This is a genomic window from Ostreiculturibacter nitratireducens, from assembly GCF_032670585.1.
Classification (GTDB): Bacteria; Pseudomonadota; Alphaproteobacteria; order Rhodobacterales; family Rhodobacteraceae; genus Ostreiculturibacter; species Ostreiculturibacter nitratireducens.
In genome coordinates this window covers 24,306-48,222 of sequence record NZ_JAVQHL010000005.1, presented here as the reverse complement: position 1 = coordinate 48,222, position 23,917 = coordinate 24,306, and the positions used below count along the sequence as shown (strand labels likewise).

Below are 23,917 nucleotides of genomic sequence, written 5' to 3'. Positions count from 1 at the left end.
ATATAGGGAATGCAACGCGGGCCGTAAAGTCCGCGCAGGGCCCGCGCGATCGGGTCGTGACAGACGGGCTTCCGCGATATAGGCAAGGCCGCGCCAGGCGGAAAAGAGGCGGGCCATGAGCGCGAAATTCTCCTTCACACTGAATGCCACGGACGGAAAGGCGCGCACCGGCGTGATTTCCACCCCGAGGGGCGAGATCCGCACGCCCGCCTTCATGCCCGTGGGAACGGCCGGAACGGTGAAGGCGATGTTGCCCGAAAACGTGCGGGCGACGGGCGCGGACATCATCCTCGGGAACACCTATCACCTGATGCTGCGCCCCACGGCGGAGCGGATCGACAGGCTCGGCGGGCTGCACAGGTTCATGAACTGGGAACGCCCGATCCTGACGGACTCCGGCGGGTTCCAGGTGATGAGCCTCGCCGCGCTCCGGAAGCTGAATGAAGAGGGTGTGCGGTTCTCGAGCCACATAGACGGCTCGAAGCACATGCTGACGCCTGAACGCTCGATGGAGATCCAGCGGCTCCTCGGCTCCGACATCGTGATGGCCTTCGACGAATGCCCGGCGCTGCCTGCCTCCGTCGAGAAGGTCGCGGAAAGCATGCGCCTGTCCATGCGCTGGGCGCAGAGGTCGCGCGACGCGTTCGGCGACCGGCCGGGCCACGCTCTGTTCGGTATCCAGCAGGGCGGCGTGACGGAGGAACTCCGCGCCGAAAGCGCCGAGAAGTTGCGCGAGATCGGCTTCGACGGCTACGCGGTCGGCGGGCTCGCCGTGGGCGAGGGGCAGGAAGCGATGTTCGGCGTGCTCGACTACGCACCGGACATGCTGCCGGAGGACAGGCCGCGCTACCTGATGGGCGTGGGCAAGCCCGACGACATCGTGGGCGCCGTCGCGCGCGGCATCGACATGATGGACTGCGTTCTGCCCTCGCGCTCCGGGCGGACCGGCCAGGCCTTTACCCGCCGCGGCGTCGTCAACATCAAGAATGCGCGGCACATGGACGATCCGAGGCCGCTCGACGAGGATTGCAGCTGTCCGGCTTGCCGCAGCTATTCCCGCGCCTACCTGCACCACGTGTTCCGAGCGGGGGAGATCATATCCTCCATGCTCCTGACTTGGCACAACCTGCACTACTACCAGGAACTGATGGAGGGAATGCGCGGCGCCATCGCTGAAGGCCGGTTCGCGGCCTTCCAGACGGAGTTCCACGCGATGCGCGAAGAGGGCGACGTGCCGCCCCTGTAGGCGGGACGCCACGGCATTCGGGTAAAATACAGAAAAATCTATTGTTTCCAGCTTGAGGAATTGCCGGAGGGCAAAAGCCTTTGTAAGCATCCTACAAGACTTTCGTTCGAAAGCGGATTTTCGGGGAGATTGGAATGGCGGTATCGGAGGTTTATGCGGCGCGCGAGACGAGCGCAACTGCGGCCGCGAACGAATTGGTGCTTAACGGGCAGACTGCCCCCGCAACCACGATTCAGTTCGTATCCAACGGTCCGGACGGCGATCTCAGGCTCGATTCCAACGGCGGGCTTCCCGATCCGAACACCTTGGTGAGCGTGGGAGGGGGGGCTGCGCAATCTTTCACCTATACCGTCGTGGGGAGCTTCACGGTCGGCGACACCAAGGTGCCGTCGGCACTCTGGGGCAAGCAGGTCATCAAGATCGTGCTCGCTGACGGGACCATCCTTTTCTTCGTCCGTGATCCGTTCGTTACGGTCGGACTGTTGGACAGCATGGCCAACGGCAACATCAAGCTGACGGGCATCACCCAGACGCCGCCCCCTACATACCCCTGCTTCTGCGCCGGCACAGAAATCGCCACCCCTTCGGGCAATCGCAAGGTTGAGACGCTCGTCGCCGGTGACTTCCTGCTGAACGACCGGGGCGAGGCGAAGCAGCTTCTGTGGGTCGGGCGCAGCGAAATTCCCGCCGCGGAACTGCGCGCGCATCCGGACCTCCGGCCGATCCGCATCACGGCCGGCGCGATCGCGCCTAGCTGCCCGTCGACCGATCTCGACGTGTCGCCCCAGCACCGGATCGTGCTTGAAGGTCCGAAGGCCGAATTGCTGTTCGGCGAGGAACGCGTTCTGGCAACCGCCAGGCATCTCGTCGGCGCGCTGGCCGAGGTCGTCACGGCCGATGCCGACGTGACCTACTACCACCTCCTTCTAGAGGATCACGAGATCCTCGTGTCGAACGGCCTCGCCACGGAAAGCTTCCAGCCCGCCCGCCGCATGATCGAGGCGATGACGGGTGAGAACCGTGAGCTTCTGGAAAAGACGCTCCAGGCGCTCGGCATGACGGAGATGCTTTCGCGCAAGGACGCGCTGCGTGCGCTGAAGGCGGGCGAGGCGATGCTCCTGGCGAAAGCTATCCGGGACGGCGCCGCGCCCGAAGGTACGGCACTCGGCACTTCTTCCGGGACGCTGGCCGCGGTCGCCTAAACCTGCCTGCCCATCGTCGAAGACGTCCGCTCACGGTTTGCGCCGTGGGCGGATTTCTGTTTCCGCCAGAGCGTCGGCCGTGCCACGAGCCGGCTTTCATGCGACTTGAGGGACGGGGCCGCCGCGGAACGGGTGGCCAGATCGTAGGGGATCCCCTCCGGGAAGATGAGATCGAGTTCGGCCCGCGCCGCCGGGTCGCTGCCCTGCACATTGTCGAGCGTCGGTTGAAGGCTTTCGGTCGGAAGGCCGTTCGAGACGACGATCTCGTGCTCCTCGAACAGCAGGTGGTGGTAAACGACCGCCTCATCGCCGCCGACTTGCCGCACATCGCCGTCGACGAGGTGAATGGCTGGCACCAGCGCCGCCTCCGCGCCAATCAGAAGCTCCACCGCCCAGCCCTCGATCCAGACCCGGTGCTGGGGCGAGACGAGAAGCGGACGCCCGGGCTTTCCCGCGCCGAAATGATCTTGCGGGATCCTGACCGGGCGGAGTTGCGGATGGCGGCCGAATTCGTCCGGCATGACCCGCCTCCGTCCGTTCCAGAGAAGCCGGACCGGTTCGCCCCGCGCATTCAGGACAAGGTCCCCCGCGCTCAGGTCTTCGACCGGACGCTCGCCCTCCGGGGTAAGGATCATCGTGCCAGCGACGAAACAGATGATGAGAGGACCGACCGTGGTGACGCTGTCGAGAGGCTGGCCGCCTTGCGGGAAGGCGTCCATCGTGTCCAGCGTCAAGCCCGCGTCGGGCAGGAAGAAGTAGCGCACTCCCGCGACTTCGATCACGATCACCCGCTCGCCGCGCAGATCCTCGCCGTTGACATCGTCGAGTCCGTTCGCCCCGGGTCCTAACGTCGGCAGGTAGCCCTGCATGACCACGGTGAAGTCGTAAGTCACACCATCGATGATGACCTGCGTGTCGGGGTCTATGCCGCCGTCGTTGAAGTCGAGGGCAAGATCGCCACCGTCTCCCGACGTGAACGTCAGTTCCGTCGTGGGATACGTGCTCGTGGGCTGGACGTTGATCGTGCCGTTCTTGGCCGTCTCGCTGTCGACCCGCGCGTAAAAGGATATCGATGCCATCAGGCCGCCTCTCTTCGGCTTGGTCGATCCCCAAGTGAGAAAAGGCTCTCATCGACCGCCCGATGACGCAAGCATCTGTAAAACAGTCCGCGCGACGGCGTTGCGCAAAGGGCTCACATCTCGGTGGCCTCGCAAGGCAGTGGCGAGGCCCTGCCGCTTGCGCCGATCCGCCTTGCGCCTGCCGGTCGGTCGAGTCATGCTTCCGTTAACGCGCAGAGGCCGATGTGGTTGAAACCCGACCTCCGACGCCCCAGTTATTGCGATATCGGGGGAGGGCGGACGCCGCCGTCCGGGGCCAGACCCTTCCCGCGACATGAAGGAACAAACATGCAAGAACCGCTGAATCCGAGCTACCCCGTCCTGCCCTTGCGCGACATCGTGGTGTTCCCCCACATGATCGTGCCGCTCTTCGTCGGCCGCGAGAAATCCGTGCGGGCGCTCGAAGAGGTGATGCAGGATGACAAGCAGATCCTCCTTTCCTCGCAGATCGATCCGACCCAGGACGAGCCCGACGCGAAGGGCATCTACAAGGCGGGTGTTCTGGCCAACGTGCTTCAGCTTCTGAAGCTGCCCGACGGCACCGTGAAGGTGCTCGTCGAAGGCAAGGCGCGGGTGCGCATCGTTGACTTTTTGCCGAACGAGGCATTCTTCGAGGCGACGGCCGAACTCCTGACCGAGATGCCGGGCGACCAGGACACGGTCGCCGCGCTGATCCGGTCGGTCGCGGAAGAGTTCGAGCGCTACGCCAAGATCAAGAAGAACATCCCGGAGGAGGCACTTGCCGCCGTAGCGGACACGAAGGAGCCGGCGAAGCTCGCCGACCTCGTGGCCGGGCACCTCGGAATCGACGTGGCCCAGAAGCAGGACCTCCTCGAGACGCTCGACATCGGCGAGCGGCTGGAAAAGGTCTATGGCCTGATGCAGGGGGAAATGTCCGTCCTGCAGGTCGAGAAGAAGATCAAGTCGCGCGTCAAGACGCAGATGGAGCGGACGCAGCGCGAGTATTATCTGAATGAGCAGATGAAGGCCATTCAGAAGGAACTCGGCGACGGCGAGGACGGCCAGAACGAGATCAACGAGCTGGCCGAACGGATCCAGAAGACCAAGTTTTCCAAGGAAGCCCGCGAAAAGGCGGAGGCGGAGCTGAAGAAGCTCAAGTCCATGTCGCCGATGTCGGCCGAGGCCACCGTGGTTCGCAATTACCTCGACTGGCTCCTGTCGATCCCGTGGGGCGTGAAATCCCGCGTCAAGAAGGACCTGCGCCTCGCGCAGAAGGTTCTGGACGACGACCATTACGGTCTCGAGAAGGTCAAGGAGCGGATCGTCGAGTATCTCGCGGTGCAGCAGCGTTCCGCGAAGCTCAAGGGGCCGATCCTGTGCCTCGTCGGGCCTCCGGGCGTCGGCAAGACCTCTCTCGGCAAGTCGGTCGCGAAGGCGACGGGCCGCGAGTTCATCCGCATCTCGCTCGGCGGTGTCCGGGACGAGTCGGAGATCCGCGGCCACCGGCGGACCTATATCGGCTCGATGCCGGGCAAGATCATCCAGGCGCTGAAGAAGGCCAAGACCACGAACCCGCTCATCCTTCTCGATGAAATCGACAAGATGGGTCAGGACTTCCGTGGCGACCCGGCCTCGGCGATGCTGGAGGTGCTGGACCCCGAACAGAACTCGACCTTCGTCGATCACTACCTCGAGGTGGAATACGACCTCTCGAACGTGATGTTCCTGACCACGGCGAACTCCTACAACATGCCCGGCCCGCTTCTGGACCGGATGGAGATCATTCCGCTGGCGGGCTACACCGAGGACGAGAAGCGCGAGATCGCCAAGCAGCATCTCATTCCGAAGCAGATCAAGAACCACGGCCTGAAGAAGGGCGAGTTCAAGATCACGGACGAGGCGCTTCTGGAAGTGATCCGCACCTATACCCGCGAGGCGGGCGTACGGAATCTCGAGCGCGAGATCGCCAAGATCGGTCGGAAGGCCCTGACCAGGATCATCCGCAAGGATGCCGACAAGGTCGAGGTCACGCCGGCGAATCTCGAGGAGTTCCTCGGCGTGAAGCGGTTCCGTTACGGTCTGGCCGAGAAGGAGGACCAGGTCGGCGTGGTCACGGGCCTCGCCTGGACCCAGGTCGGCGGCGATCTTCTGTCGATCGAGGCGCTGAAACTCCCGGGCAAGGGCCGGATGAAGACCACCGGCAAGCTCGGCGACGTGATGAAGGAATCGATCGACGCCGCGTCGTCCTTCGTGCGCTCCATCGCGCCGCAGATCGGGGTGAAGCCGCCGAAGTTCGACAAGATCGACATCCACGTTCACGTTCCCGAGGGGGCGACGCCCAAGGACGGGCCCTCTGCCGGCGTGGCGATGGTGACCTCGATCGTGTCGGTGCTGACGCAGATCCCGGTCCGCAAGGACATCGCCATGACGGGCGAAGTGACACTGCGCGGGAACGTCCTGGCGATTGGCGGGTTGAAGGAGAAACTGCTCGCCGCGCTTCGGGGCGGGATCAAGACGGTCCTGATCCCCGAGGAGAACGCCAAGGACCTGCCGGAGATCCCGGACAACGTGAAGTCGGGTCTGACGATCATCCCGGTGTCCCATGTCCGCGATGTCCTGAAGCACGCGCTCGTGCACGAGCCGCAGCCGATCGAATGGGACGAGGAGGCCGAAGAGGCTGCGCGTTCCGCGATGGGCGCAGGCGACCAGGGGACCGGCGCAACCGCGCACTGATCCCTCCCGGTCGGAACAGATCAGGCGCGCCCCTCGGGGCGCGCCTTTCCTTTGCTGCTCAGTCAATCCGGCGCAACGTTGGCCTGCAACGCGTTCCCGCGCGAAACCATATGGCGTTTGCCGCTCGGCCCATCTAGCATCCCGCGCGGACGCAGCATCTCAAGAGCGAGCAGGAACGTGAGCGAAGACAAGAAGTTAGTGAGGGTGAAAAGCCCTGCGGCCTCGAACGTCATCAACGTGACGACGGCGACGGCGGAAACCTCGGATGGGGCCGCGAAGGCCCTTCGCAAGAAGGAATTCCTCGACCGGGTCATCGCTGAAACGGGGGCGAAGAAGAAGGACGCGAAGGCGGTCGTGGACGCGACGCTGAAGCTTCTCGGCGATGCGCTGGCGGCCGGCGAAACCCTGGTCCTGCCACCCTTCGGAAAGGCGAAGGTCAACCGGCAGAAACACGAGGGCGAGACCCTGCTCGTGAAGCTGCGCCGCGGTGCCGCGACGAACTCCCAGGAAAAGAGCGGGAAAGAGGCTCTTGCAGAAGCGGACGAGTGAGGCTAATTAGCCCCCGCGAATGGGTGATTAGCTCAGCGGTAGAGCGCTTCGTTCACATCGAAGATGTCAGCGGTTCAAATCCGTTATCACCCACCATCCAATTCAAGGCGCGCCCCCAGCGGCGCGCCTTTTCGTTGGAGGCGGACGTGCGGCAAGACTTTCCTGAAATCTACGTGCTTCGCCACGGCGAGACCGTCTGGAATCGCGAAGGGCGCATGCAGGGCGCCCTGGACAGCCCCCTGACGGATCTGGGGCGGGAACAGGCCGAGACGCAGGGGCGCCTGCTCGCGGAAGCCGGCGCGCTGGGACTGACGGTCTACGCCAGTCCGCAGCGCCGGGTCTTCGAAACCGCGCGGATCGCGCTTTCGGGCAGGGGAGTGACGCCACGGGTCGACGCCCGGCTGAGGGAGATATCCCTGGGCGCCTGGGAGGGCCTCACAAGGGCGGAGATCGCGGCCCGCTGGCCCGGCACGCTCGACGTGGTGGATCCGGTCAGGGTCTACGACAACGCGCCGGGCGGCGAGGGGGGGGCCTCAGTCGCCGCGCGTGTGGCCGAGTTCCTCGCGGAACTCGAGGGGCCCTCGGTGATCTTCAGCCACGGCGTGACCTCCCGCATCCTGCGCTGCGTCGCGCTGCGATGGCCACTGTCGGAGTTCCGCGCCGTCCCGGCCGAACAAGGCGTGGTCTACCACCTTCGAGACGGCATCCAGAACGTCATCGAGCCCTGAGAAAGAGGTCGCCGTTAGGGGCTTGCGCCGGCCTTGGCCCCGGGGATAAAAGGCGAGGCGGATCGGGTGATTAGCTCAGTTGGTAGAGCGCCTCGTTTACACCGAGGATGTCGGGAGTTCGAGTCTCTCATCACCCACCATAGTTCCAATAAATCAGACGGTTGCAGCGCCGGGCTGAAGCGCGCGGCGCGGGTTCTTGCGACCCTCCGGTCTCGATTTCTTGTTTTGGCGTCCGCTCGGAACCCTGCTATCCGTGAAACACGGGGGCAAGCCCCGATCCGGCGCCCCCGGTCAAGAATGGGAGGATTGCCATGACTGTCAGGAGAACCTTAGCGGTCGCCGCCGCCCTTGCGTTCACTGCCTTCGCCTTTCCCGCCGCTGCGTTCCAGTGTCCGGCCGACATGGCCGATATCGATGCGGCACTTGCCTCCGGCGCGAGCCTGTCCGAGGCGGATCTCGCCCGCGTTCGGGAGCTTCGCGCCGAGGGCGAGGAGTTGCATGCAGCGGGTAATCACCAGGCTTCGGTCGACGCGCTGCACGAGGCGAAGAGGATCCTCGGTCTCGAGTGACGGGCATTCCGGCCTGATGCGCGGATTTGCCGGCTGGGTGCGCCCGGCCCGACTTCGTGCCGCGCCCACCCTGACCGCCGTTCAGCGCCCCGAAGTTAAGGGCGCGTCATTCGTCGCCTGAATCTCCGGCGGCATCGGCCCGCGTCGCGTCCGAGGCCCAGGCGGCGAGTACGTCGGCGCCGAGCTTGCGCAGCGCCTTGTCAGTCTGCTCGTCGCCGTGGAGGGGATCGTTGTTCCTGATCAGCACGCGCAGACGACGCTGGCGTTGCCCGAGAATGAAGCGGGCCATCGGGGGTGGAAGGAGTTCGGCCTCTGCGCAGGCCGAGGCCCAGGCCAAAGTCAGCGACGACGGTGCCGCGTGGGGCTCGGCGCACCACACATGTTCAAAGAGCGTCGTGACGTAGTCGCTCACCCGGTCCCGGGGATGGCGGCGGTCGGGTCGGAAGGGCTGCCGGAAGACGTCCGTCAAGAGTTCGTAGGCCGGCCAGTAGCCAAGCGAGCCCTCGGCCGCGAATTCACGCACGACCTCGTCGATCGCCGCGCGCAGGATGGCCTTCGAGACGGAGTTCGAGGAGAGGCATGAATTGTCGCGAAACGTGGCGATCATCGGAACCGGCGAGAGGGAGAAGAGGATTCGCGCCGCTGGCCGGTGCTTTCGGATCAGCCGGTATATGGCGCGGAGGTTGTCGCGGTTTTCCTCAATGGTCGACACGCGGAACCTGTGGCGTGCGGGATCGAAGACGTCCTTCGGGATCGTGCGCCAGAAGACGTCACCGGTGGGCTCGTCGTACCACACCTCGGAATGCGCGAAGGTCAGTATGAAGAATTCGGTCCGGTCGAGGACACGCTTCGTCTCGGCCTGTGTTTCGGGCAGGTAAGTGCAGGTCTCGACCTGCTGGCCGTGCCAGAGCCCGGTCTCGAACGTCCGGTTTTCCCAGGCCCATTCGAGTTGCTGCCGGATCGCGAAGGATGTCAGCAAGTCCTCGCCGCGGGCCGTCACATAGGCCTTCGGCGCCTCTGCGTTCAGGACCCGGTATCCTCGCTGCGACAGCGCGGCAGCGACATCGCAGGAAAACGCCGAGCCGATCGCCATGATGCGCGTGTCCCGCCGGATCGGCGGCTCGGGCGGCGCCCAGCCCTGCAGCACGAACTTCTCCACCGCTGCCGCGTCAAGCATGCGGGCGAGGGTAGGGTTGTAGCGCGTGTGCTCGCCCCAGTGCCAGGTCCGCACCCCGTGGTAGGGTCTGGCCGTCGCTTCCGTTTCCAATTGATGGCCCGAAGAGAGATCGCCTGTCCGCGGCCTGGCGCCGGTCGGACCGTCCGCCTGCGTGTCCGGTGGCATTTCCTCTTCCACTCTACACCCTGTACATCTGCCGACTGCGGTTACAGGCTTTTTCCGCGACTGCGTCCGGGGCACTATACCGCTCCGGGTCGTTATGTCCAACTTGTGTGGCGTCGGCATTTTCGGGCGGGGGAGAGAGCATGTTCGAGGGTTTCGCGGTCGGGCGTACGGAGGTCGAAGGCGGTCTGGAGATCGCCTGGGTCGCTGGCGGCGAGGGGGAGCCGGTGCTGTTGCTGCACGGTTTCCCGCAGACGCACGCTCTCTGGGCCCGCGTCGCGCCGGTGCTGGCGGCGAAGGGCTACCGGGTGATCGCCGCCGATCTGAGGGGATACGGGGCCTCGTCGAAGCCTCCCCTGAGCGAGGACCATGCGAGCCATTCGTTCAGGACCATGGGGCGCGACATGGGGCGCCTCATGTCCGAGCTCGGGCACGAACGCTTTCACCTGGTGGGTCACGACCGGGGTGGGCGGGTCGCGCACCGGATGGCGCTGGATCAGCCGGAGCGCGTGGCGACCGCTACGGTCATGGACATCGTTCCGACGCACACGATCTTGACGGCGCTGAGACGCGAGGTGGCCACGGCCTATTGGCACTGGACGTTCCTCGCGCAGCCCGCGCCTTTTCCGGAACGTCTTATCGGGGCAAACCCTGACTATTTCTTCGAAACCTGCCTTCTTGGCTGGGGCGCGGCGCGGATCGAGGATTTCGACGCCGAGCAGCTGGAGGCTTACCGCAGCGCCTGGCGCGACCCGGACACGATCGCGGGCATGTGCAACGACTACCGGGCGGCGCTGACGGCGGACCTGTCCGACGACGGGGCGGACCTCGGCAGACGGATCACCGCGCCGACGCTGGTGCTTTATGGCCGGGACGGAGCGATGGGGCGGCTCTATGACGTGCCGGGAACATGGGCAGAGAAGTGCGAGATGATGAGGGCCGAGGCGATGCCGGGCGGGCATTTCTTCGTGGACGAGCGTCCAGGAGACGTGGCGGAACGGCTGCTGGCCTTCCTGTCCGCCCATCCGGTCTGAAAGCCCTCTCAGGGACGGGCGGATGACCCCCGCGCAAGTTCGCGGTAATGGCGCAGGACATAGAGCCGGATCGCCGTGGCAAGCCCCGTTTCGGGATCGCGCGTCGCGTCGATCTCGGCCGCGAGCGCGTTCAGCGGAAGGTCGCGTGCCTCGGCGATGTCACGGAAGGCGCGCCAGAACTCGTCTTCGAGCGAGACCGAGGTGCGATGGCCTTGCAGGGTGAGGGAGCGTTTGATCGGGCGGGTCATCGGTGATCCGGCGGGACGAGGGCACGGGCAGGATAGGAGCAGGCGTCCGGGGCGGCAAGCCACGAGCCAAGGGGCAGTAGCGTCGTCATTGCCTGGAGCCGACCGCCGGAGTCAGTCATCGCCGCAAGCCTCCGGGGCCTCGCGCTCGTGGCCGTCGAGCAGGGCGCGGGCTTTGTCCGCCCGCGCTTTCTCAAGTTCCCGCTCGGCCTTCGTTCGGCCGAATTTCACTGCGTTCTCAGATCCCTGCGCGCGTTTCTTCAGGCGATCCTTCGCCTTCCGGGCCGCGCGCAGGTTGACGATCTCGGCCATCGCGCCCGATCAGTCCTTCGGACCGATCATCATTTCGGGCCGCACGATCTGGTCGAAGGTCTCTTCGTCGACGAAACCAAGCGCGATCGCCTCTTCCTTCAGCGTGGTGCCGTTCTTGTGCGCGGTCTTGGCGACCTTGGTGGCGTTGTCATAGCCGATCTTCGGCGCGAGCGCCGTCACCAGCATCAGGCTTTCCTTCATCAGCTTCTCGATGCGCGTGACGTTGGCCTGCGTGCCCACGACCATGTTGTCCGTGAACGAACCCGCCGCGTCGCCCAGGAGCTGCATCGACTGGATCACGTTGTAGGACATCATCGGGTTGTAGACGTTAAGCTCGAAATGCCCCTGCGACCCGGCGAAGCCGACGGCGGCGTCGTTGCCCATCACGTGGGCGCAGACCATCGTCAGCGCCTCGGCCTGCGTCGGGTTCACTTTGCCCGGCATGATCGACGATCCCGGCTCGTTCTCCGGCAGGATCAGCTCGCCAAGGCCCGACCGCGGGCCGGAACCCAGAAGCCGCATGTCGTTCGCGATCTTGAAGAGCGAGGCGGCGACCGTCTTCAGCGCGCCCGAGAACATAACCATCGCGTCATGGGCGGCGAGCGCCTCGAACTTGTTGGGCGCGGTGACGAAGGGCAGGTCCGTGATCTCGGCGATGCGCGCGGCCACGCGGCTGTCCCAGCCCTTCTTCGTGTTCAGCCCCGTCCCGACGGCGGTGCCGCCCTGAGCGAGTTCGTAGATCTGCGGCAGGCACATCTCGACCCGCTTGATGCCCATGGCGACCTGGTGGGCGTAGCCGCCGAACTCCTGGCCGAGCGTCAGCGGCGTCGCGTCCTGCGTATGCGTGCGGCCGATCTTGATGATGTCCCTGAATTCCTCCGACTTGGCGACAAGCGCCTTGTGAAGCTTCTTCAGCCCCGGAATGAGCACGTCGCGCGCCACCATGCCGATCGCCACGTGCATCGCCGTGGGGAACGTGTCGTTCGAGGATTGCCCCATGTTGACGTGGTCGTTGGGGTGGACGGGCTTCTTGGAGCCCATTTCGCCCCCCAGCATCTCGATCGCGCGGTTCGAGATGACTTCGTTCGCGTTCATGTTGGACTGGGTGCCGGAACCCGTCTGCCAGACGACGAGCGGGAAGTTGTCGTCGAACTTGCCGTCGATGACCTCCTGCGCGGCCGCGGCAATGGCCTCGCCGACCTTCGGGTCGATGTCGCCCTGATCGATGTTCACGAGAGCGCAGGCCTTCTTGATGACGCCGAGCGCGCGGATGATGGCGACGGGCTGCTTCTCCCAGCCGATCGGGAAGTTCTGGATCGAGCGCTGGGTCTGTGCCCCCCAGTACTTGTCGGCGGGGACCTCCAGCGGGCCAAAGCTGTCGGTTTCGGTGCGGGTTTTCGTCATCGGGCAAGCCTCCGGATGGTTCGGCGCCTTATTAGGGCCGGGGGAGGCTCTTGGCAATCGGCATACCGTCGCATACCGAGACTTGTCGGCGTTTTTTCGTCGCTATTTCCGCCAGCTGTCCAGCCGCACGACCTCGGCGTCGTGACGTTCCTCTTCGGGCTGCGGCTCCTCTTCATCTTCGTCGTCCTCGGAGGATTCGTGCGTCTCGAAACGCAGGCCGAATTCGACCGAGGGATCGACGAAAGTGCGGATCGCGTCGAAGGGAATATACATCGGCTCCGGCGTGTCGCCGAAGTTCAGCGTCACGGCGAATCCGTCGTCATCGACGGCCAGATTCTCGAACCAGTGCTGGATGACGATGGTCATCTCCTCCGGGTAGCGCTCGCTCAGCCATTCGGCGAGTTTCACGCCCGGATGACGCGTGTCGAAGGTGACGAAGAAATGATGCGCACCGGGGAGGCCATTGTCGGCGACTCCCTGTAGGACTTCCTGGATCAGGCCCCGCATGGCGCGGTGCATCAGGTTGCCGTAGTCGATCGTGCGCGTCATCGAAGTTGTCCTGCCGCTAATGGTTTCAGCATAGGGAATTCAGGGACGATTGAAAGGGGAAGGTCGCGGGAAAGAATCCAGATATTTCAATTGGGGCCGAAAAGAACGAGGGCAGCCCCGAGGGTGGAGGAGAGGCCGAGAACCGACAGGAGCGACCACCGGAATCGGAGGAGCAGGACCCCTGCCAGAAGCGCGACGAGGCCGGCGCGTGCGTCGAAACTCGAGGCGTCGGGGAAGGGGATCGCGACTGGCCCGGCCCGCAAGGTCTCGACCTCCGTGAAGAGGACGTGGAGAGCGAACCACAGGGCGAGGTTTCCTATCACGCCCACGACCGCAGCGGTGACCCCCGCGAGCGCCGCGCCGAGGCGGCGGCGGGAGGCTGTCCATTCGACGAAGGGCGCGAAGGCGAAGATCCAGAGAAAGCACGGAACGAAGGTGACCCAGAGTGTCAGAAGGGCGGCCGCCATTGCGGTACCCATGCCCCCCTCGCCGAAACCTGCGAGGAAGCCGACGAACTCCGTGACGAGGATCAGCGGGCCGGGTGTCGTCTCCGCCAGCCCGAGCGCGTCCATCATCTGTGGTGTCGTGAGCCAGCCGTGCTCTTGCACGACGGTCTGCGTCATGTAGGCGAGGACGGCATAGGCCCCGCCGAAGGTCACGACTGCGAGCTTCGAGAAGAAAAGGCCGACCTGGAGAAGGAATGCCTGCCCGAGAAACGCGAGAGCGGCCAGGGGCGCGGCCCAAAGCGCGAGGCCAAGCCCGAGCGCGGGGACGCTGCCGCTGATGGGCGGCGCGGGCACGGCCGGGCCGGGCGTGCCGCGGTGCAGGATCGCGCCGGCGAGCGCGGCAACGGCGATGATTGCCGGGAAGGGCAGGCTGAAGGCGAAGAGGCCGAGGAAGGCAAGCAGGGCGAAGGCGCGATGCTGGCCCGTTTTCAAGGCCCGGTTCGCCACGCGCAGAAGCGCCTCGAGCACGATGACGGTGACGCAGGCCTTCACCCCGAAGAAGAGCGCGGAGACAAGCGGCACGCCGCCCCAGGCAGCGTAAAGCGCCGCCAGCGCGAGGATGACGATCGCGCCCGGGAGGACGAAGAGCCCGCCGGCAACAAGGCCGCCCGGCACGCCCCTGAACTTCCAGCCCGCATATGTCGCCAACTGCATCGCTTCCGGGCCGGGAAGGAGCATGCAGAAGGACAGCGCGCGTAGGTATTCCGGCTCCGACAGCCAGCGCTGTTCGTCGACAAGTGTGCGGTGCATCAGCGCGATTTGCGCGGCGGGTCCACCGAAGGACAGAAGCCCTATCCGCCCGAAGGTGCGGAACAAGTCGGAAAGCGGTGGCGGCGCGGTTGCGGTCATGGGGTAGATCTTAAGAAGATGTGTAAGCTTCCCATGACAACTACTTGTTGATAATGGAAAATGCCAAGAATTCTTCTGACACCGGGCAGCCGTTTGACGGCGCGACGGCCTTCACCCGATCGGCCGCGCCAGCTCGCGAACGAGCTTGGCGCGAAGCGTTTCGGCATAGTCCGAAAGGCCACGCGCAGTCATCACGAAACCGCCGGGGGTGATGACGAAGCGGCGGTAGTATTCCGTTATCGCAAGGCTCGCTCCCATGTCCTCGATGGCGATGCCGTTGATGATGATCCCGCTGCGGTGCAGGGCCATTCGGGCCTGCGCGGTGGAACTGCCCGTGTTCTGCTGGCCGTCGCCCGAGACGTCGATCACGCGGCGCCGGCAGTCCGATACGTCGGAGAAAAGCTCGGAAGCGAATTGGAGCATGTCTCCGGGGGCCGTGTCGGAGCCCTCGAACGCGCGCGGCATGGCTGCGGCGGAGGCGACGAAGCCGGCGACGTCCTCCTGTGAAAGCATCCTCCGCCAGGGGAGTGATGCGGCCTGCTGCTCGGCGTTCGACCATTGCAGGACGGTCAGCGCGACCTTCCCGCGAACCAGGGCCTCCGCCACGACCGGATCGGAGAGCGCGGTGGCGATTCCGTCCGCCTGGAGCCGGTATTCCCCCTCGTCGATCGAACCCGAGACGTCGATGGACAGAATCAGCGCGGTTTCGCACGCGGTGACCGCGGGGGCGGCCCCGAACAGGGCGAGGAACGCGATGAGGCAGCGGCTGGGCATGGCGGCAGTCTGCCGGGCGATCCGCCCCGGGGCAAAGGGATTCGGCGGCTAGTGCAGCCTTTCCCCGGAGAGGCAGAGCGCAAAGGTCTGCGGCGGCAGAAGCTCCAGCTGCTCGAAGAAGGTGATGAAGTCGAAGTGGTTGAACGCCTCCGCGATCCGTCCTTCCTGCACCCGCATCATGACCTGGCCGGAGAACTCCACCGGCGACAACGAGCGGGTCGATTTCGCCTTCACCGTCACCAGGGCCCAGAGCCAGTCGCCGGAATCGAGATGCGCGTCGATCACGACCTCGGGCTCCCGGATCAGGCGCATGACGGCGGGTATCAACTCGCGGAAATCCTCGGGGCCGACTTGAAGTTCGGCCATGAGGCCGCTGGCGGTGGAGCGGGGCGCGAAGTAGTCGTCGATCGCCTCGAGATCGCCGTCGATATAGACGCGCTGATACCAGTCCTTCAGCAGGTCGAGTTTGGTCATTGTTTCACTCCCGACTTCGGGGAAGTCCCCCGGCATGTCCGAGAAAGGATACCGGCGCAGGGTTATCAGGGAGTGAAGCGCCAGGCGACCCGACCGGCCTGCCCCAAAAAAAGCCGCCACCGGGTCTTGCCGGGGCGGAAGGTGCAGGCTTCTGTTGCCAGGCGCCTGCGAGCCCCGCCTTACGCTGCTAGGCGCAAGGGCTTTAGGTTTCGGTTACCCGAGCTGCTTACGCAGCCAGAGCGACCGGAGCACGGTTGTCGTTGGCAACTGTACTTTGCGGACCGATAACGGTGGTACCTCACCGGGACAAAGCAAACCCCTTTAGACGTTCGTCGATCCTGTTTCGGCCCCAGATTCCCCCAACGAGGGTGGTTTTGGTGGAGCCGCCGGGTACCGCCCCCGGGTCCGATCCGCTTATTACGAGCGCGTTTATGTCCATAGTCCCGGGCGAACCCGCAACAGGTCGAATATAGGGTCGCCCCGGCCCACTCGCAAGCATCGACGCGCCGAAGATACTTGGTTTGCTGCGGAAAATTCGCTGACGGAGATCCGGGGCCGGAAGGGGTCCGGAACGACGCCAGCCGAAATGATAACGCCGCCCCCAAGAAGGGGACGGCGTCTTTTGCTTTCAAGGACTTGGCTCAGAAGCCGGCCTTGATCTTCTCGAACTCCTCGAGCATGCGCTCGCGCATCTCGTTGTTCATCGGGGTCTGGGTGAGGAAGGTGCCCTCGATCGGGTCGGCAAAGGCCTCGGCCAACGCCTCGGGCGCGATCTCGGCCATGGCGGCGTTGTTCGAATGGGCATAGCCGAAGCCGTCCAGCAGCCCCTGGGCCGAACGGTGGTCGAGCCAGGAGTTGATGAAGTCGTAGGCCTTGTCCTCGGAGCCGGGCGCGTCCTTGAAGTTGACGTAGCCGCAGAACCAGTTCGAGGCGCCCTCGGACGGGGTGCGCTGGAAGCCGATCGGGAAACCTTCCTCGCGCAGGAGCGTCACGCCATCGTTCCACGACCAGGAGACGAGCACTTCGCCCGACGCCATCAGCTGCGCCATTTCCGATGGGTCCGCCCAGTAGGCGCGGACGTTCTCATGCGCGGTGCGCAGCCAGTCGGCCGCGGCCTGGAACTGCTCGTCGGAGACTTCGGTCCAGTCGGTCACGCCAGTGGCAAGAAGCGCCAGGGCCCAGACGTCGTCGGTGTTGTCCGGCAGCGAGACGCGGCCCGCGTAGGCCGGGTTCGTGAAGACCTGGAGCGTGGAGACGTCCGCTTCCGGAACTTCGTCCTTGTTGTAGGCGATGGCGGTGTAGGCGTAGTCCGTCGGGATGTACCAGACGCCGGTGTCGTCCTTGAAGATCGAGGAGTTCAGGAAGCGCTGCTCGATGTTGCCGAATTCCGGGATACGGTTCACGTCCCAGGGCTCGATCAGGCCGGCGTCGCGGTACTTGGATACCATCTGCGAGCAGGGGTGCGCGACGTCCGCTTTGAAGCCCGACGCCATTTTCTGGTAGGCCTCGTCATCGTCGGCGAAGAAGGCATAGGTCGGACCTGTGCCGTGCTTTTCGATGTAGGATTGAAGGAGCCCTTCATCCTCGAACCCGGCCCAGTCGAAAACCAGGAGGTCGGGATCGGCGGCGAAGGCCGGGAATGCGACGGCCGTGGCCGACGCGAGCAGAATGGCACGGAATTTCATCAGAATCCTTTCGGAAAGTGAGTGGACCGGTGAAGAGGCTAGAATAGCTGTGGCGCCACCTCAAGCGCCTGTTAAGACTTGGCCACAGCAACAGCTACATTTGTCAGGCAGGTGGCTCCTCGATGCGCACGGCGGACATGAACTACGATGACACGCACATCGCGTTTCTTGCAGCGATCTGGGGCGAGGGCTTCCTGTCGCCCGGCGGGGCGGCCGAGGTCGCGCGGGCGCTCGAGGGAATGGACCTGAGGGGCAAGGACGTTCTCGACATCGGTTGCGGGGCGGGCGGGGTCACCGCGCTTCTCGTGGCGGAACACGGTGCGCGCCATGTCACCGGCATGGATGTGGAGCCCGACGTTTGCCGCGCGGCGCGGGAGTTCGTGGCACGCAAGGGGTTGGCCGACCGCATCGACATCGTCGAGACCGCTCCGGGGCCTTTGCCCTTCCCGGCGGAGAGTTTCGACGTGGTCTTTTCGAAGGAGGCGATTCTCCACGTCCCGGACAAGGCCGCGCTGGCGCGAGAGGTGTTCCGTGTCCTGAAGCCTGGCGGATGGTTCGTCGGTTCGGACTGGATGATCTCGCATGACGGGGAACCTTCGCCGGCAATGGCCCATTACCTGAAATGCGAGGACCTGGACTTCGCGCTGGAAAGCCCGGCGCGCTACGAGCGGGCGCTGACGGAGGCCGGATTCGTCGACGTGTCGCTTCGGAACCGGAACCCCTGGTACCGCGAGGAGGCGAGGCGCGAGCTTGCCCGGTTGACCGGCCCCGAGCGGTCGCGGTTCGAGGCATTGTCGGGCAAGGCCGAGATCGCCCGCCAGATCGAGACCTGGGAGGCCATGCTGCCGGTCCTGGAATCGGGAGAGCATTGCCCCCACCATCTGCTTGGCCGTAAGCCATTCTGAAGCGCCTCCAGGGCGCCGAGTTGTGACCGAGTATGAGGAAATGAATGAAACGCACTGAACTTGATACGGATTTCGTCCGCGCGCAGTTCCCGGCCTTTTCCGTTCCGGGGCTGAAGGATCAGGCGTTTTTCGAGAATGCGGGGGGAAGCTATGCCTGCCGTCACGTGATCGACCGGCTGACGCGGTTCTACACGGAAAGGAAGGTTCAGCCCTACGCGCCCTATGCCGCCGCGCGTGCGGGTGGGGAGGAGATGGACGAGGCGCGCAAAAGACTCGCCGCCATGCTGGGCGTTGAGACCGACGAGGTGAGCTTTGGCCCCTCGACCACCGCAAACACCTACGTTCTGGCGCAGGCTTTCCGGAAAGGGCTCGAGCCCGGTTCGGCGATCGTCGTCACGAATCAGGACCACGAGGCGAATTCCGGCCCGTGGCGGCGGTTGGGCGAGGAGGGGTTCGAGATACGGGAATGGCGGATCGACCCGGAGACGGGGCATCTCGACCCGGCGGACCTCGCGCCGCTTCTCGCGGACCAGAAGGTGCGGCTGGTGTGCTTCCCCCATTGCTCGAACGTGATCGGAGAGATCAACCCGGTCGCGAAGATCGTCCGCATGGCTCATGCCTCGGGTGCCGTGACATGCGTGGACGGGGTCAGTTACGCGCCGCACGGACTGCCGAACGTGGGCGCGCTGAAGGCCGACATCTACCTCTTCTCCGCCTACAAGGTCTATGGGCCGCACCAGGGAATCATGGTGGTCAGGCGAGCGCTGGGCGAGCGCTTGCCCTGCCAGGGCCACTGGTTCAACGCCGGCGCGATCTACAAGCGGTTCACGCCCGCGGGGCCTGACCACGCGCAGGTCGCGGCTTCGGCCGGCCTCGTGGACTACTTCGAGGAAGTGCACGACCACCACTTCGCACCTATCGAGGGCATCACGAAGCGGGCGGCGCGGGTCCACGACCTCATGCGCTCGCACGAGGAAAAGCTGCTGCAGCCGCTTCTCGACTATCTCTCCGGCCGCAAGGATGTGCGTCTGATCGGGCCCGCTGACGCGAAGCTGCGGGCCCCGACCGTCGCCGTGGCGCTTGACCGTCCGGCGGAGCCGGTTTCGGCCGCGCTTGCCGCGAAGGGCATCAACTGCTGGGCGGGGGATTTCTATGCCGTGCGACCCCTGAAGGCGATGGGTGTCGCCCTCGATCGGGGCGTACTGAGGCTGTCTTTCGTTCACTACACGACGAAGACCGAGGTGGCGCGGCTGATCCTCGCTCTGGACGACGTGCTTTGAAGGGGGCGCGCGCCGGAAGCCGTTTCCGCGGCTGCCAGGGCGGCGGCGAGTGAACCGGGGACGGACGCGCCACGTAAGGAGAGAATGAGCGAGACAAATCCCGACGCCCCCATCCTCCTGTGGTTCCGCCGCGACCTGCGTCTTGGCGATCACCCGATGATTGCCGAAGCCGTGCGGACGGGGCGCGTTCTGATCCCCGTATTCCTGCACGAGGAGGTTGTGGAAGGGCTCGGCGCAGCGCCCAAATGGCGGCTCGGCGAAGCGGTCGGCGCCTTCGCGGCAAGAATCGGGACGGTGGGCAGTCGGCTGGTCCTGCGGCGTGGGCGGGCGCTTCCATCGCTGCGCGCGCTGCTTGCCGAGACAGGGGCGAGGGACGTCTGGTGGTCGCGCGCCTACGATCCGGAATCGAAAGCGCGGGACACGGAGATCAAGGCGGCGCTGAAGGCCGAGGGGTTCGGCGCGCGGAGCTTCCCCGGCCACCTGCTGTTCGAGCCGTGGGAGGTCGCGACCGGGCAGGGCGAGCCCTACAAGGTGTATTCGCCCTACTGGCGGGCGGTGAAGGGACGCGAAGTTCCGGCGCCGGAGCCCGCGCCAAGAGAACTCCGCGCGCCTGAAGCGTGGCTGGCGTCAGATCGGCTGGACGACTGGGCGATGGGGCAAGCGATGCGACGGGGGGCTTCGGTCCTTCAGAAGCATGCTGGCGTGGGCGAGGAGGTGGCGCTGCAGCGGCTTGCGACCTTCATGCGTCACCGGGTTGGGGATTACGCTTCGCGGCGCGACTTCCCGGCGGCGGAGGCGACTTCGGGGCTGTCGGAAAACCTGACCTATGGCGAGATCGGTCCGCGAACGGTCTGGCACGCCGGGCGGCGCGCCTTCGAGGAGGGCGCGCGGGGCGCGGAGCATTTCCTGAAGGAACTCGTCTGGCGCGAGTTCGCCTGGCACCTGATGCACCATTTCCCGCAGATGGCGCGGGACAACTGGCGGCCGGACTGGAACGGCTTTCCCTGGCGGGCCGACAACGAGGATGCGGAACGCTGGCGGCGCGGGATGACGGGGGAGCCCTTCGTCGATGCCGCGATGCGGGAGATGTATGTCACCGGCCGGATGCACAACCGCGCCCGGATGATTGTGGCCTCCTACCTCACGAAGCACCTCCTGACCGATTGGCGCGTCGGCCTCGCATGGTTCGAGGATTGCCTGACGGACTGGGACCCGGCGTCGAACGCGATGGGATGGCAGTGGGTGGCAGGCTCGGGGCCCGACGCCGCGCCCTATTTCCGCATTTTCAACCCTGAGACGCAGGCCGAGAAGTTCGACCCCGATCACGTCTACCGGCGGGCCTTCATCGCGGAAGGCCAGAAGGACCCGCCCGGGACGGCGCTGGATTTCTTCGCCGCCTGCCCGGAAAGCTGGGCCCTTGCGCCGGATCAGAGATATCCGCGACGACTGGTCGAACTGTCCGAAGGACGTGCGCGGGCGCTTGCGGCCTACGATGCGCTTCGGCGCGAGGCGGCGGCCGCGAACTGAAAAACTTGATGAAATAAGGAGCTTCCGGTTAACGGTAGCCTTGGGGATGGGAGGAAGAATGACGCTCGACATGGTGAATGGAGCCAAGATCCGGACCTCGACGGACGGAGAAACCGGCCTGCCGCGGTACTTCGCGCGCGCATTCGCTGTCGCGAAAACGATGAAATGCGGCCGGCTCGATTTCGTGCTGCCGGACGGCCGGCGGTTCCGGGCCGAGGGCAGGGCACCGGGTCCCGTGGCCGAAATCGTGATCCACGATGCCGACGTTTTTGCGCGGCTGATCCGCGAGGGGGATCTCGGCTTCTGCGATGCCTACCTCGAAGGCGGCTGGTCCAGCCCGGACCTCATGGCCTTCATGGACCTTGTCCACGCGGACAACGACGAGATCTATGACGGGTTTCCGGGCATGGGGGTCGTGCGCGCCTGGGAGCGGCTACGCCACTTCCTGCGTTCGAACTCGCGGCGGCAGGCGAAGAAGAACATCGCCTACCACTACGACCTCGGAAACGACTTCTACCGGCTGTGGCTCGACGACACGATGACCTATTCCTCGGCCCTGTTCGAGACCGGGCAGGAGAGCCTCGAAGCGGCGCAGAGGGCGAAATACGCGGCCCTCGTCGATGCGATGGGCGTGAAGCCGGGAGAGCACGTCCTGGAAATCGGTTGCGGCTGGGGCGGCTTTGCCGAGTATGCCGCCAGAGAGCGGGGGCTGAGGGTAACGGGCCTGACGATCTCGAAGGAACAGCGCGACTACGCGGTGGAACGCATGGCGAAGGCGGGGCTGTCGGACCGGGTCGAGATCGTCCTGCGCGACTACCGCGACGAGAGGGGCAGCTATGACGGCATCGCCTCGATCGAGATGTTCGAGGCGGTCGGGGAAAGATACTGGCCGGTCTATTTCGATGCGGTCAAAGAGCGGCTGAAGCCCGGCCGACGGGCGACGCTGCAGATCATCACCGTGCAGGACCGGCGGTTCGAGGCCTATCGGAAGGGCGTGGACTTCATCCAGAAGTACATCTTTCCGGGTGGAATGCTGCCGAGCCCCTCGGCATTGCGCGCCGAGATCGCAAAGGCGGGGCTGACGCTTGTCGGCTCGCACGAGTTCGGAAAGAGCTATTCGCAGACGCTGCGCCGCTGGCACGACAGCTTCAACGAGGCCTGGGGCGAAATCGTCCACATGGGCTTCGACGAAAGGTTCCGGCGGATGTGGAACTTCTATCTCTGCTCTTGCGCGGGCGCGTTCGAGGGTCAAAACTGCGACGTGACGCAGGTGACCATAGCGAAGCCAGGAGGATAGATGCCCACAGCTGCAAAGCTATTCGGAGCCTTCGCCTTCGCGGCGATCGCGTTCTTCGCATCGAACGCGGTCGTGCCGCTTCTTCCGGAAGGCGCCCGGATCGGCATGTTCATCCCCATCTCGACGCTGATCGGCGCGTTTTGCGGCTGGATGGTGGCTGGCCCTTCGGCGGGGCGCGGTTATGGGGCCGCGCTCGGCGGTGGGGCGCGCGCGACACTGGCGATCGTTTTCTGGTGCCTCGTGATCTTCTCGGGAAACGAGATGGTCAAGATGTCCATCCGGCACCGCTATGACGGGCCGATGGATGCGATCGTCGGCGCATTCGAGATTTCGCTCGAATACGGGCGGATGATCCTCGTACCCGACGTGATCGGCATCCTCCTCATCGGAGGGATGCTGGGCGGCCTCCTCGTCGAATGGGCCTCGCGGCGCTGGAGCTGAGTTTGGCCAACTTCTTTTTCTACGGCACGCTCTGCCACTTGCCGTTGCTGGAGCGGGTCGTGGGGCGCGAGCTGACGGTGGTGCCCGCGCGTCTTGAAGGACACGAGGTGCGCTGGGCGGAAGGGGAGAGCTTTCCCCTGATCCTGCCCGCGCCGGGGAAGGCGGCGGAGGGGCTCCTCGCCGAGGGGCTGACGGCCGGAGAGGTCACCAGGCTCGACTTCTACGAAGGTGGCTTCGGCTACCTCACCCGGGAAGTGATCGTCGATGCCGGGGATGGCCGGCAGGTGCCGGCGCAGGTCTATTTCCCGGAACCCGGGCATTGGCGTCCCGGCGCGCCCTGGCGGCTGCAGGACTGGGCCGCCGATTGGGGCGACGTCGTGACCGAGACGGCGGCGGATTTCATGGCGCTTCGCGGCAGGAAGGCGCCCGAGGAACTCAAGGCCCGATATGGGCTGATGATGATCCGTGCCGCCTCCCGGCTCAGGGCGCGGGCAGCGGGGCAGGGAATGCTGCGCCGCACCTCCGAGACCGGGGACGTCGTCGTCGCGGACCGGCGCGAGCCCTATGCGAAGTTCTTCTCGGTCGAGGAATACGACCTGTCCTTCCGCCGTTTCGACGGCTCCATGAGCCCGGTCGTGAACCGGGCGGTCTTCATCACGGGGGATGCGGCCTCGGTCCTTCCCTACGACCCGGTGCGCGACCGCGTGCTGCTGATCGAACAGTTCCGGCCCGGCCCCTTTGCGCGGGGCGACGCGAACCCCTGGTCGCTCGAGGCGATCGCCGGTCGCGTCGACGCGTCCGAGACGCCAGAAGAGGCGGTCCGGCGCGAGGCCGTGGAGGAGGCCGGGCTTCGGATCGGCGATCTGCACCTCATCGGCGGTTACTACCCGACACCCGCCGGCAAGTCGGAATATCTCTATTCCTACGTGGGCATCGCCGAGCTTCCAGACGGAACGGCCGTAAGCGGGGCGGGCGTGGACGGAGAGGACGAGGATATCCGGACGCATATCGTGACATTCGACGCGCTCATGGAGCTCCTGGGGGCCGGAGAGGTCGACAACGCCCCCTTGCTGATCTCCGCTCTCTGGCTTTCCGCGCATCGGGCGGAGTTGCGCGCGGCGGCCCGCTGAGGGGCCATCATCGCCGGCCATTGCCGCTTGAGGTTGCCACAGGTGCGGCCTAGGAAAGAG

The 23,917-nt window shown here is 65.4% G+C and carries 23 protein-coding genes, 2 tRNA genes and 1 other RNA gene; 15 read left to right on the top strand and 11 right to left on the bottom strand.

Features of this window, described 5'->3' with window-relative positions:
* The first annotated feature begins 115 nt into the window (after window positions 1-115).
* Together tgt and ABCN56_RS18910 are read left to right on the top strand one after the other, a co-directional pair.
* On the top strand, window positions 116-1,246 hold the full coding sequence (tgt, locus tag ABCN56_RS18915; RefSeq protein WP_343082399.1) for a tRNA guanosine(34) transglycosylase Tgt: 1,131 nt from the start codon (window positions 116-118) through the stop codon (window positions 1,244-1,246).
* A 134-nt stretch (window positions 1,247-1,380) separates the two neighbouring features.
* On the top strand, window positions 1,381-2,448 hold the full coding sequence (locus tag ABCN56_RS18910; RefSeq protein WP_343082398.1) for a Hint domain-containing protein: 1,068 nt from the start codon (window positions 1,381-1,383) through the stop codon (window positions 2,446-2,448).
* Here ABCN56_RS18910 and ABCN56_RS18905 read toward each other — a convergent pair.
* Window positions 2,445-3,527: a Hint domain-containing protein gene (locus ABCN56_RS18905; protein WP_343082397.1), complete on the bottom strand. Its 1,083-nt coding sequence runs from the start codon at window positions 3,525-3,527 to the stop codon at window positions 2,445-2,447. The two genes, ABCN56_RS18910 and ABCN56_RS18905, sit on opposite strands and share 4 nt — an antisense overlap.
* A gap of 327 nt (window positions 3,528-3,854) precedes the next feature.
* Here ABCN56_RS18905 and lon point away from each other — a divergent pair, with 327 nt between their 5' ends.
* The 6 genes from lon (at window position 3,855) to ABCN56_RS18875 (ending at window position 8,106) form a co-directional block, all read left to right on the top strand.
* Complete coding sequence (lon, locus tag ABCN56_RS18900) at window positions 3,855-6,260, top strand: endopeptidase La (protein WP_343082396.1); 2,406 nt, start codon at window positions 3,855-3,857, stop codon at window positions 6,258-6,260.
* A 204-nt stretch (window positions 6,261-6,464) separates the two neighbouring features.
* Window positions 6,465-6,809 carry an HU family DNA-binding protein gene (locus ABCN56_RS18895; RefSeq protein ID WP_343082395.1) on the top strand — a complete coding sequence of 115 codons (345 nt, stop codon included), beginning with the start codon at window positions 6,465-6,467 and terminating at the stop codon, window positions 6,807-6,809.
* Between the two features lie 21 nt (window positions 6,810-6,830).
* Window positions 6,831-6,905: transfer RNA gene (locus ABCN56_RS18890), tRNA-Val, on the top strand.
* Between the two features lie 50 nt (window positions 6,906-6,955).
* On the top strand, window positions 6,956-7,537 hold the full coding sequence (locus ABCN56_RS18885) for a histidine phosphatase family protein (protein ID WP_343082394.1): 582 nt from the start codon (window positions 6,956-6,958) through the stop codon (window positions 7,535-7,537).
* Between the two features lie 64 nt (window positions 7,538-7,601).
* Window positions 7,602-7,677, top strand: a tRNA-Val gene (locus ABCN56_RS18880).
* Window positions 7,678-7,848: 171 nt separating this feature from the next.
* A complete protein-coding gene (locus tag ABCN56_RS18875; RefSeq protein WP_343082393.1) occupies window positions 7,849-8,106 on the top strand; it encodes a hypothetical protein in 258 nt (85 codons plus the stop codon).
* A 106-nt stretch (window positions 8,107-8,212) separates the two neighbouring features.
* On the opposite strand, the gene ABCN56_RS18870 is transcribed toward ABCN56_RS18875, so the two are convergent.
* Window positions 8,213-9,337 (bottom strand): GSCFA domain-containing protein, encoded by a 1,125-nt coding sequence (locus ABCN56_RS18870; protein ID WP_343082392.1) that lies wholly within the window; start codon window positions 9,335-9,337, stop codon window positions 8,213-8,215.
* Between the two features lie 251 nt (window positions 9,338-9,588).
* Between ABCN56_RS18870 and ABCN56_RS18865 the strand changes: the two genes are divergently transcribed.
* Complete coding sequence (locus tag ABCN56_RS18865) at window positions 9,589-10,479, top strand: alpha/beta fold hydrolase (protein WP_343082391.1); 891 nt, start codon at window positions 9,589-9,591, stop codon at window positions 10,477-10,479.
* A gap of 8 nt (window positions 10,480-10,487) precedes the next feature.
* On the opposite strand, the gene ABCN56_RS18860 is transcribed toward ABCN56_RS18865, so the two are convergent.
* The 9 genes from ABCN56_RS18860 to ABCN56_RS18820 form a co-directional block, all read right to left on the bottom strand.
* Window positions 10,488-10,727, bottom strand: coding sequence for a ribbon-helix-helix domain-containing protein (locus ABCN56_RS18860; protein WP_343082390.1), 240 nt, complete (start codon window positions 10,725-10,727; stop codon window positions 10,488-10,490).
* Between the two features lie 111 nt (window positions 10,728-10,838).
* Window positions 10,839-11,036 carry a DUF4169 family protein gene (locus tag ABCN56_RS18855; RefSeq protein ID WP_343082389.1) on the bottom strand — a complete coding sequence of 66 codons (198 nt, stop codon included), beginning with the start codon at window positions 11,034-11,036 and terminating at the stop codon, window positions 10,839-10,841.
* A 9-nt stretch (window positions 11,037-11,045) separates the two neighbouring features.
* Window positions 11,046-12,440 (bottom strand): class II fumarate hydratase, encoded by a 1,395-nt coding sequence (gene fumC / locus ABCN56_RS18850; protein ID WP_343082388.1) that lies wholly within the window; start codon window positions 12,438-12,440, stop codon window positions 11,046-11,048.
* 102 nt (window positions 12,441-12,542) lie between these two features.
* On the bottom strand, window positions 12,543-12,989 hold the full coding sequence (locus ABCN56_RS18845) for an SspB family protein (protein ID WP_343082387.1): 447 nt from the start codon (window positions 12,987-12,989) through the stop codon (window positions 12,543-12,545).
* 86 nt (window positions 12,990-13,075) lie between these two features.
* The gene (gene chrA / locus ABCN56_RS18840; protein ID WP_343082386.1) at window positions 13,076-14,344 is read right to left on the bottom strand and encodes a chromate efflux transporter; all 1,269 of its coding nucleotides are present in this window, start codon (window positions 14,342-14,344) and stop codon (window positions 13,076-13,078) included.
* 111 nt (window positions 14,345-14,455) lie between these two features.
* Entirely contained in the window at window positions 14,456-15,118 is a 663-nt protein-coding gene (locus ABCN56_RS18835; protein ID WP_343082385.1) for a DUF1194 domain-containing protein, read from the bottom strand.
* 48 nt (window positions 15,119-15,166) lie between these two features.
* On the bottom strand, window positions 15,167-15,592 hold the full coding sequence (locus ABCN56_RS18830) for a nuclear transport factor 2 family protein (RefSeq protein ID WP_343082384.1): 426 nt from the start codon (window positions 15,590-15,592) through the stop codon (window positions 15,167-15,169).
* A gap of 140 nt (window positions 15,593-15,732) precedes the next feature.
* Window positions 15,733-16,091, bottom strand: a transfer-messenger RNA (tmRNA) gene (gene ssrA / locus ABCN56_RS18825).
* Between the two features lie 142 nt (window positions 16,092-16,233).
* Window positions 16,234-17,277, bottom strand: coding sequence for an ABC transporter substrate-binding protein (locus tag ABCN56_RS18820; protein ID WP_343082383.1), 1,044 nt, complete (start codon window positions 17,275-17,277; stop codon window positions 16,234-16,236).
* Window positions 17,278-17,414: 137 nt separating this feature from the next.
* Here ABCN56_RS18820 and ABCN56_RS18815 point away from each other — a divergent pair, with 137 nt between their 5' ends.
* From ABCN56_RS18815 to ABCN56_RS18790, 6 genes are all read left to right on the top strand, one after another.
* Window positions 17,415-18,182, top strand: a complete 768-nt coding sequence (locus tag ABCN56_RS18815; RefSeq protein ID WP_343082382.1) for a methyltransferase domain-containing protein — start codon at window positions 17,415-17,417, stop codon at window positions 18,180-18,182.
* Between the two features lie 44 nt (window positions 18,183-18,226).
* Window positions 18,227-19,462, top strand: coding sequence for an aminotransferase class V-fold PLP-dependent enzyme (locus ABCN56_RS18810; RefSeq protein ID WP_343082381.1), 1,236 nt, complete (start codon window positions 18,227-18,229; stop codon window positions 19,460-19,462).
* 84 nt (window positions 19,463-19,546) lie between these two features.
* The gene (locus ABCN56_RS18805; protein ID WP_343082380.1) at window positions 19,547-20,989 is read left to right on the top strand and encodes a cryptochrome/photolyase family protein; all 1,443 of its coding nucleotides are present in this window, start codon (window positions 19,547-19,549) and stop codon (window positions 20,987-20,989) included.
* 58 nt (window positions 20,990-21,047) lie between these two features.
* A complete protein-coding gene (locus ABCN56_RS18800) occupies window positions 21,048-22,286 on the top strand; it encodes a class I SAM-dependent methyltransferase (RefSeq protein WP_343082379.1) in 1,239 nt (412 codons plus the stop codon).
* The gene (locus ABCN56_RS18795; RefSeq protein WP_343082378.1) at window positions 22,287-22,727 is read left to right on the top strand and encodes a TrgA family protein; all 441 of its coding nucleotides are present in this window, start codon (window positions 22,287-22,289) and stop codon (window positions 22,725-22,727) included. It abuts the gene before it with no gap.
* 2 nt (window positions 22,728-22,729) lie between these two features.
* Window positions 22,730-23,857 carry an NUDIX domain-containing protein gene (locus tag ABCN56_RS18790; RefSeq protein ID WP_343082377.1) on the top strand — a complete coding sequence of 376 codons (1,128 nt, stop codon included), beginning with the start codon at window positions 22,730-22,732 and terminating at the stop codon, window positions 23,855-23,857.
* The last annotated feature ends 60 nt before the right edge of the window (window positions 23,858-23,917 follow it).

Bases quoted from the DNA above. Each gene is read 5' to 3' on its own strand.
- tgt (WP_343082399.1), top strand. From the start codon at position 116: ATGAGCGCGAAATTCTCCTTCACACTGAATGCCACGGACGGAAAGGCG.
- ABCN56_RS18910 (WP_343082398.1), top strand. From the start codon at position 1,381: ATGGCGGTATCGGAGGTTTATGCGGCGCGCGAGACGAGCGCAACTGCG.
- ABCN56_RS18905 (WP_343082397.1), bottom strand. From the start codon at position 3,527: ATGGCATCGATATCCTTTTACGCGCGGGTCGACAGCGAGACGGCCAAG.
- lon (WP_343082396.1), top strand. From the start codon at position 3,855: ATGCAAGAACCGCTGAATCCGAGCTACCCCGTCCTGCCCTTGCGCGAC.
- ABCN56_RS18875 (WP_343082393.1), top strand. From the start codon at position 7,849: ATGACTGTCAGGAGAACCTTAGCGGTCGCCGCCGCCCTTGCGTTCACT.
- ABCN56_RS18865 (WP_343082391.1), top strand. From the start codon at position 9,589: ATGTTCGAGGGTTTCGCGGTCGGGCGTACGGAGGTCGAAGGCGGTCTG.
- ABCN56_RS18860 (WP_343082390.1), bottom strand. From the start codon at position 10,727: ATGACCCGCCCGATCAAACGCTCCCTCACCCTGCAAGGCCATCGCACC.
- ABCN56_RS18855 (WP_343082389.1), bottom strand. From the start codon at position 11,036: ATGGCCGAGATCGTCAACCTGCGCGCGGCCCGGAAGGCGAAGGATCGC.
- fumC (WP_343082388.1), bottom strand. From the start codon at position 12,440: ATGACGAAAACCCGCACCGAAACCGACAGCTTTGGCCCGCTGGAGGTC.
- ABCN56_RS18845 (WP_343082387.1), bottom strand. From the start codon at position 12,989: ATGACGCGCACGATCGACTACGGCAACCTGATGCACCGCGCCATGCGG.
- chrA (WP_343082386.1), bottom strand. From the start codon at position 14,344: ATGACCGCAACCGCGCCGCCACCGCTTTCCGACTTGTTCCGCACCTTC.
- ABCN56_RS18835 (WP_343082385.1), bottom strand. From the start codon at position 15,118: ATGCCCAGCCGCTGCCTCATCGCGTTCCTCGCCCTGTTCGGGGCCGCC.
- ABCN56_RS18830 (WP_343082384.1), bottom strand. From the start codon at position 15,592: ATGACCAAACTCGACCTGCTGAAGGACTGGTATCAGCGCGTCTATATC.
- ABCN56_RS18820 (WP_343082383.1), bottom strand. From the start codon at position 17,277: ATGAAATTCCGTGCCATTCTGCTCGCGTCGGCCACGGCCGTCGCATTC.
- ABCN56_RS18815 (WP_343082382.1), top strand. From the start codon at position 17,415: ATGAACTACGATGACACGCACATCGCGTTTCTTGCAGCGATCTGGGGC.
- ABCN56_RS18810 (WP_343082381.1), top strand. From the start codon at position 18,227: ATGAAACGCACTGAACTTGATACGGATTTCGTCCGCGCGCAGTTCCCG.
- ABCN56_RS18805 (WP_343082380.1), top strand. From the start codon at position 19,547: ATGAGCGAGACAAATCCCGACGCCCCCATCCTCCTGTGGTTCCGCCGC.
- ABCN56_RS18800 (WP_343082379.1), top strand. From the start codon at position 21,048: ATGACGCTCGACATGGTGAATGGAGCCAAGATCCGGACCTCGACGGAC.
- ABCN56_RS18795 (WP_343082378.1), top strand. From the start codon at position 22,287: ATGCCCACAGCTGCAAAGCTATTCGGAGCCTTCGCCTTCGCGGCGATC.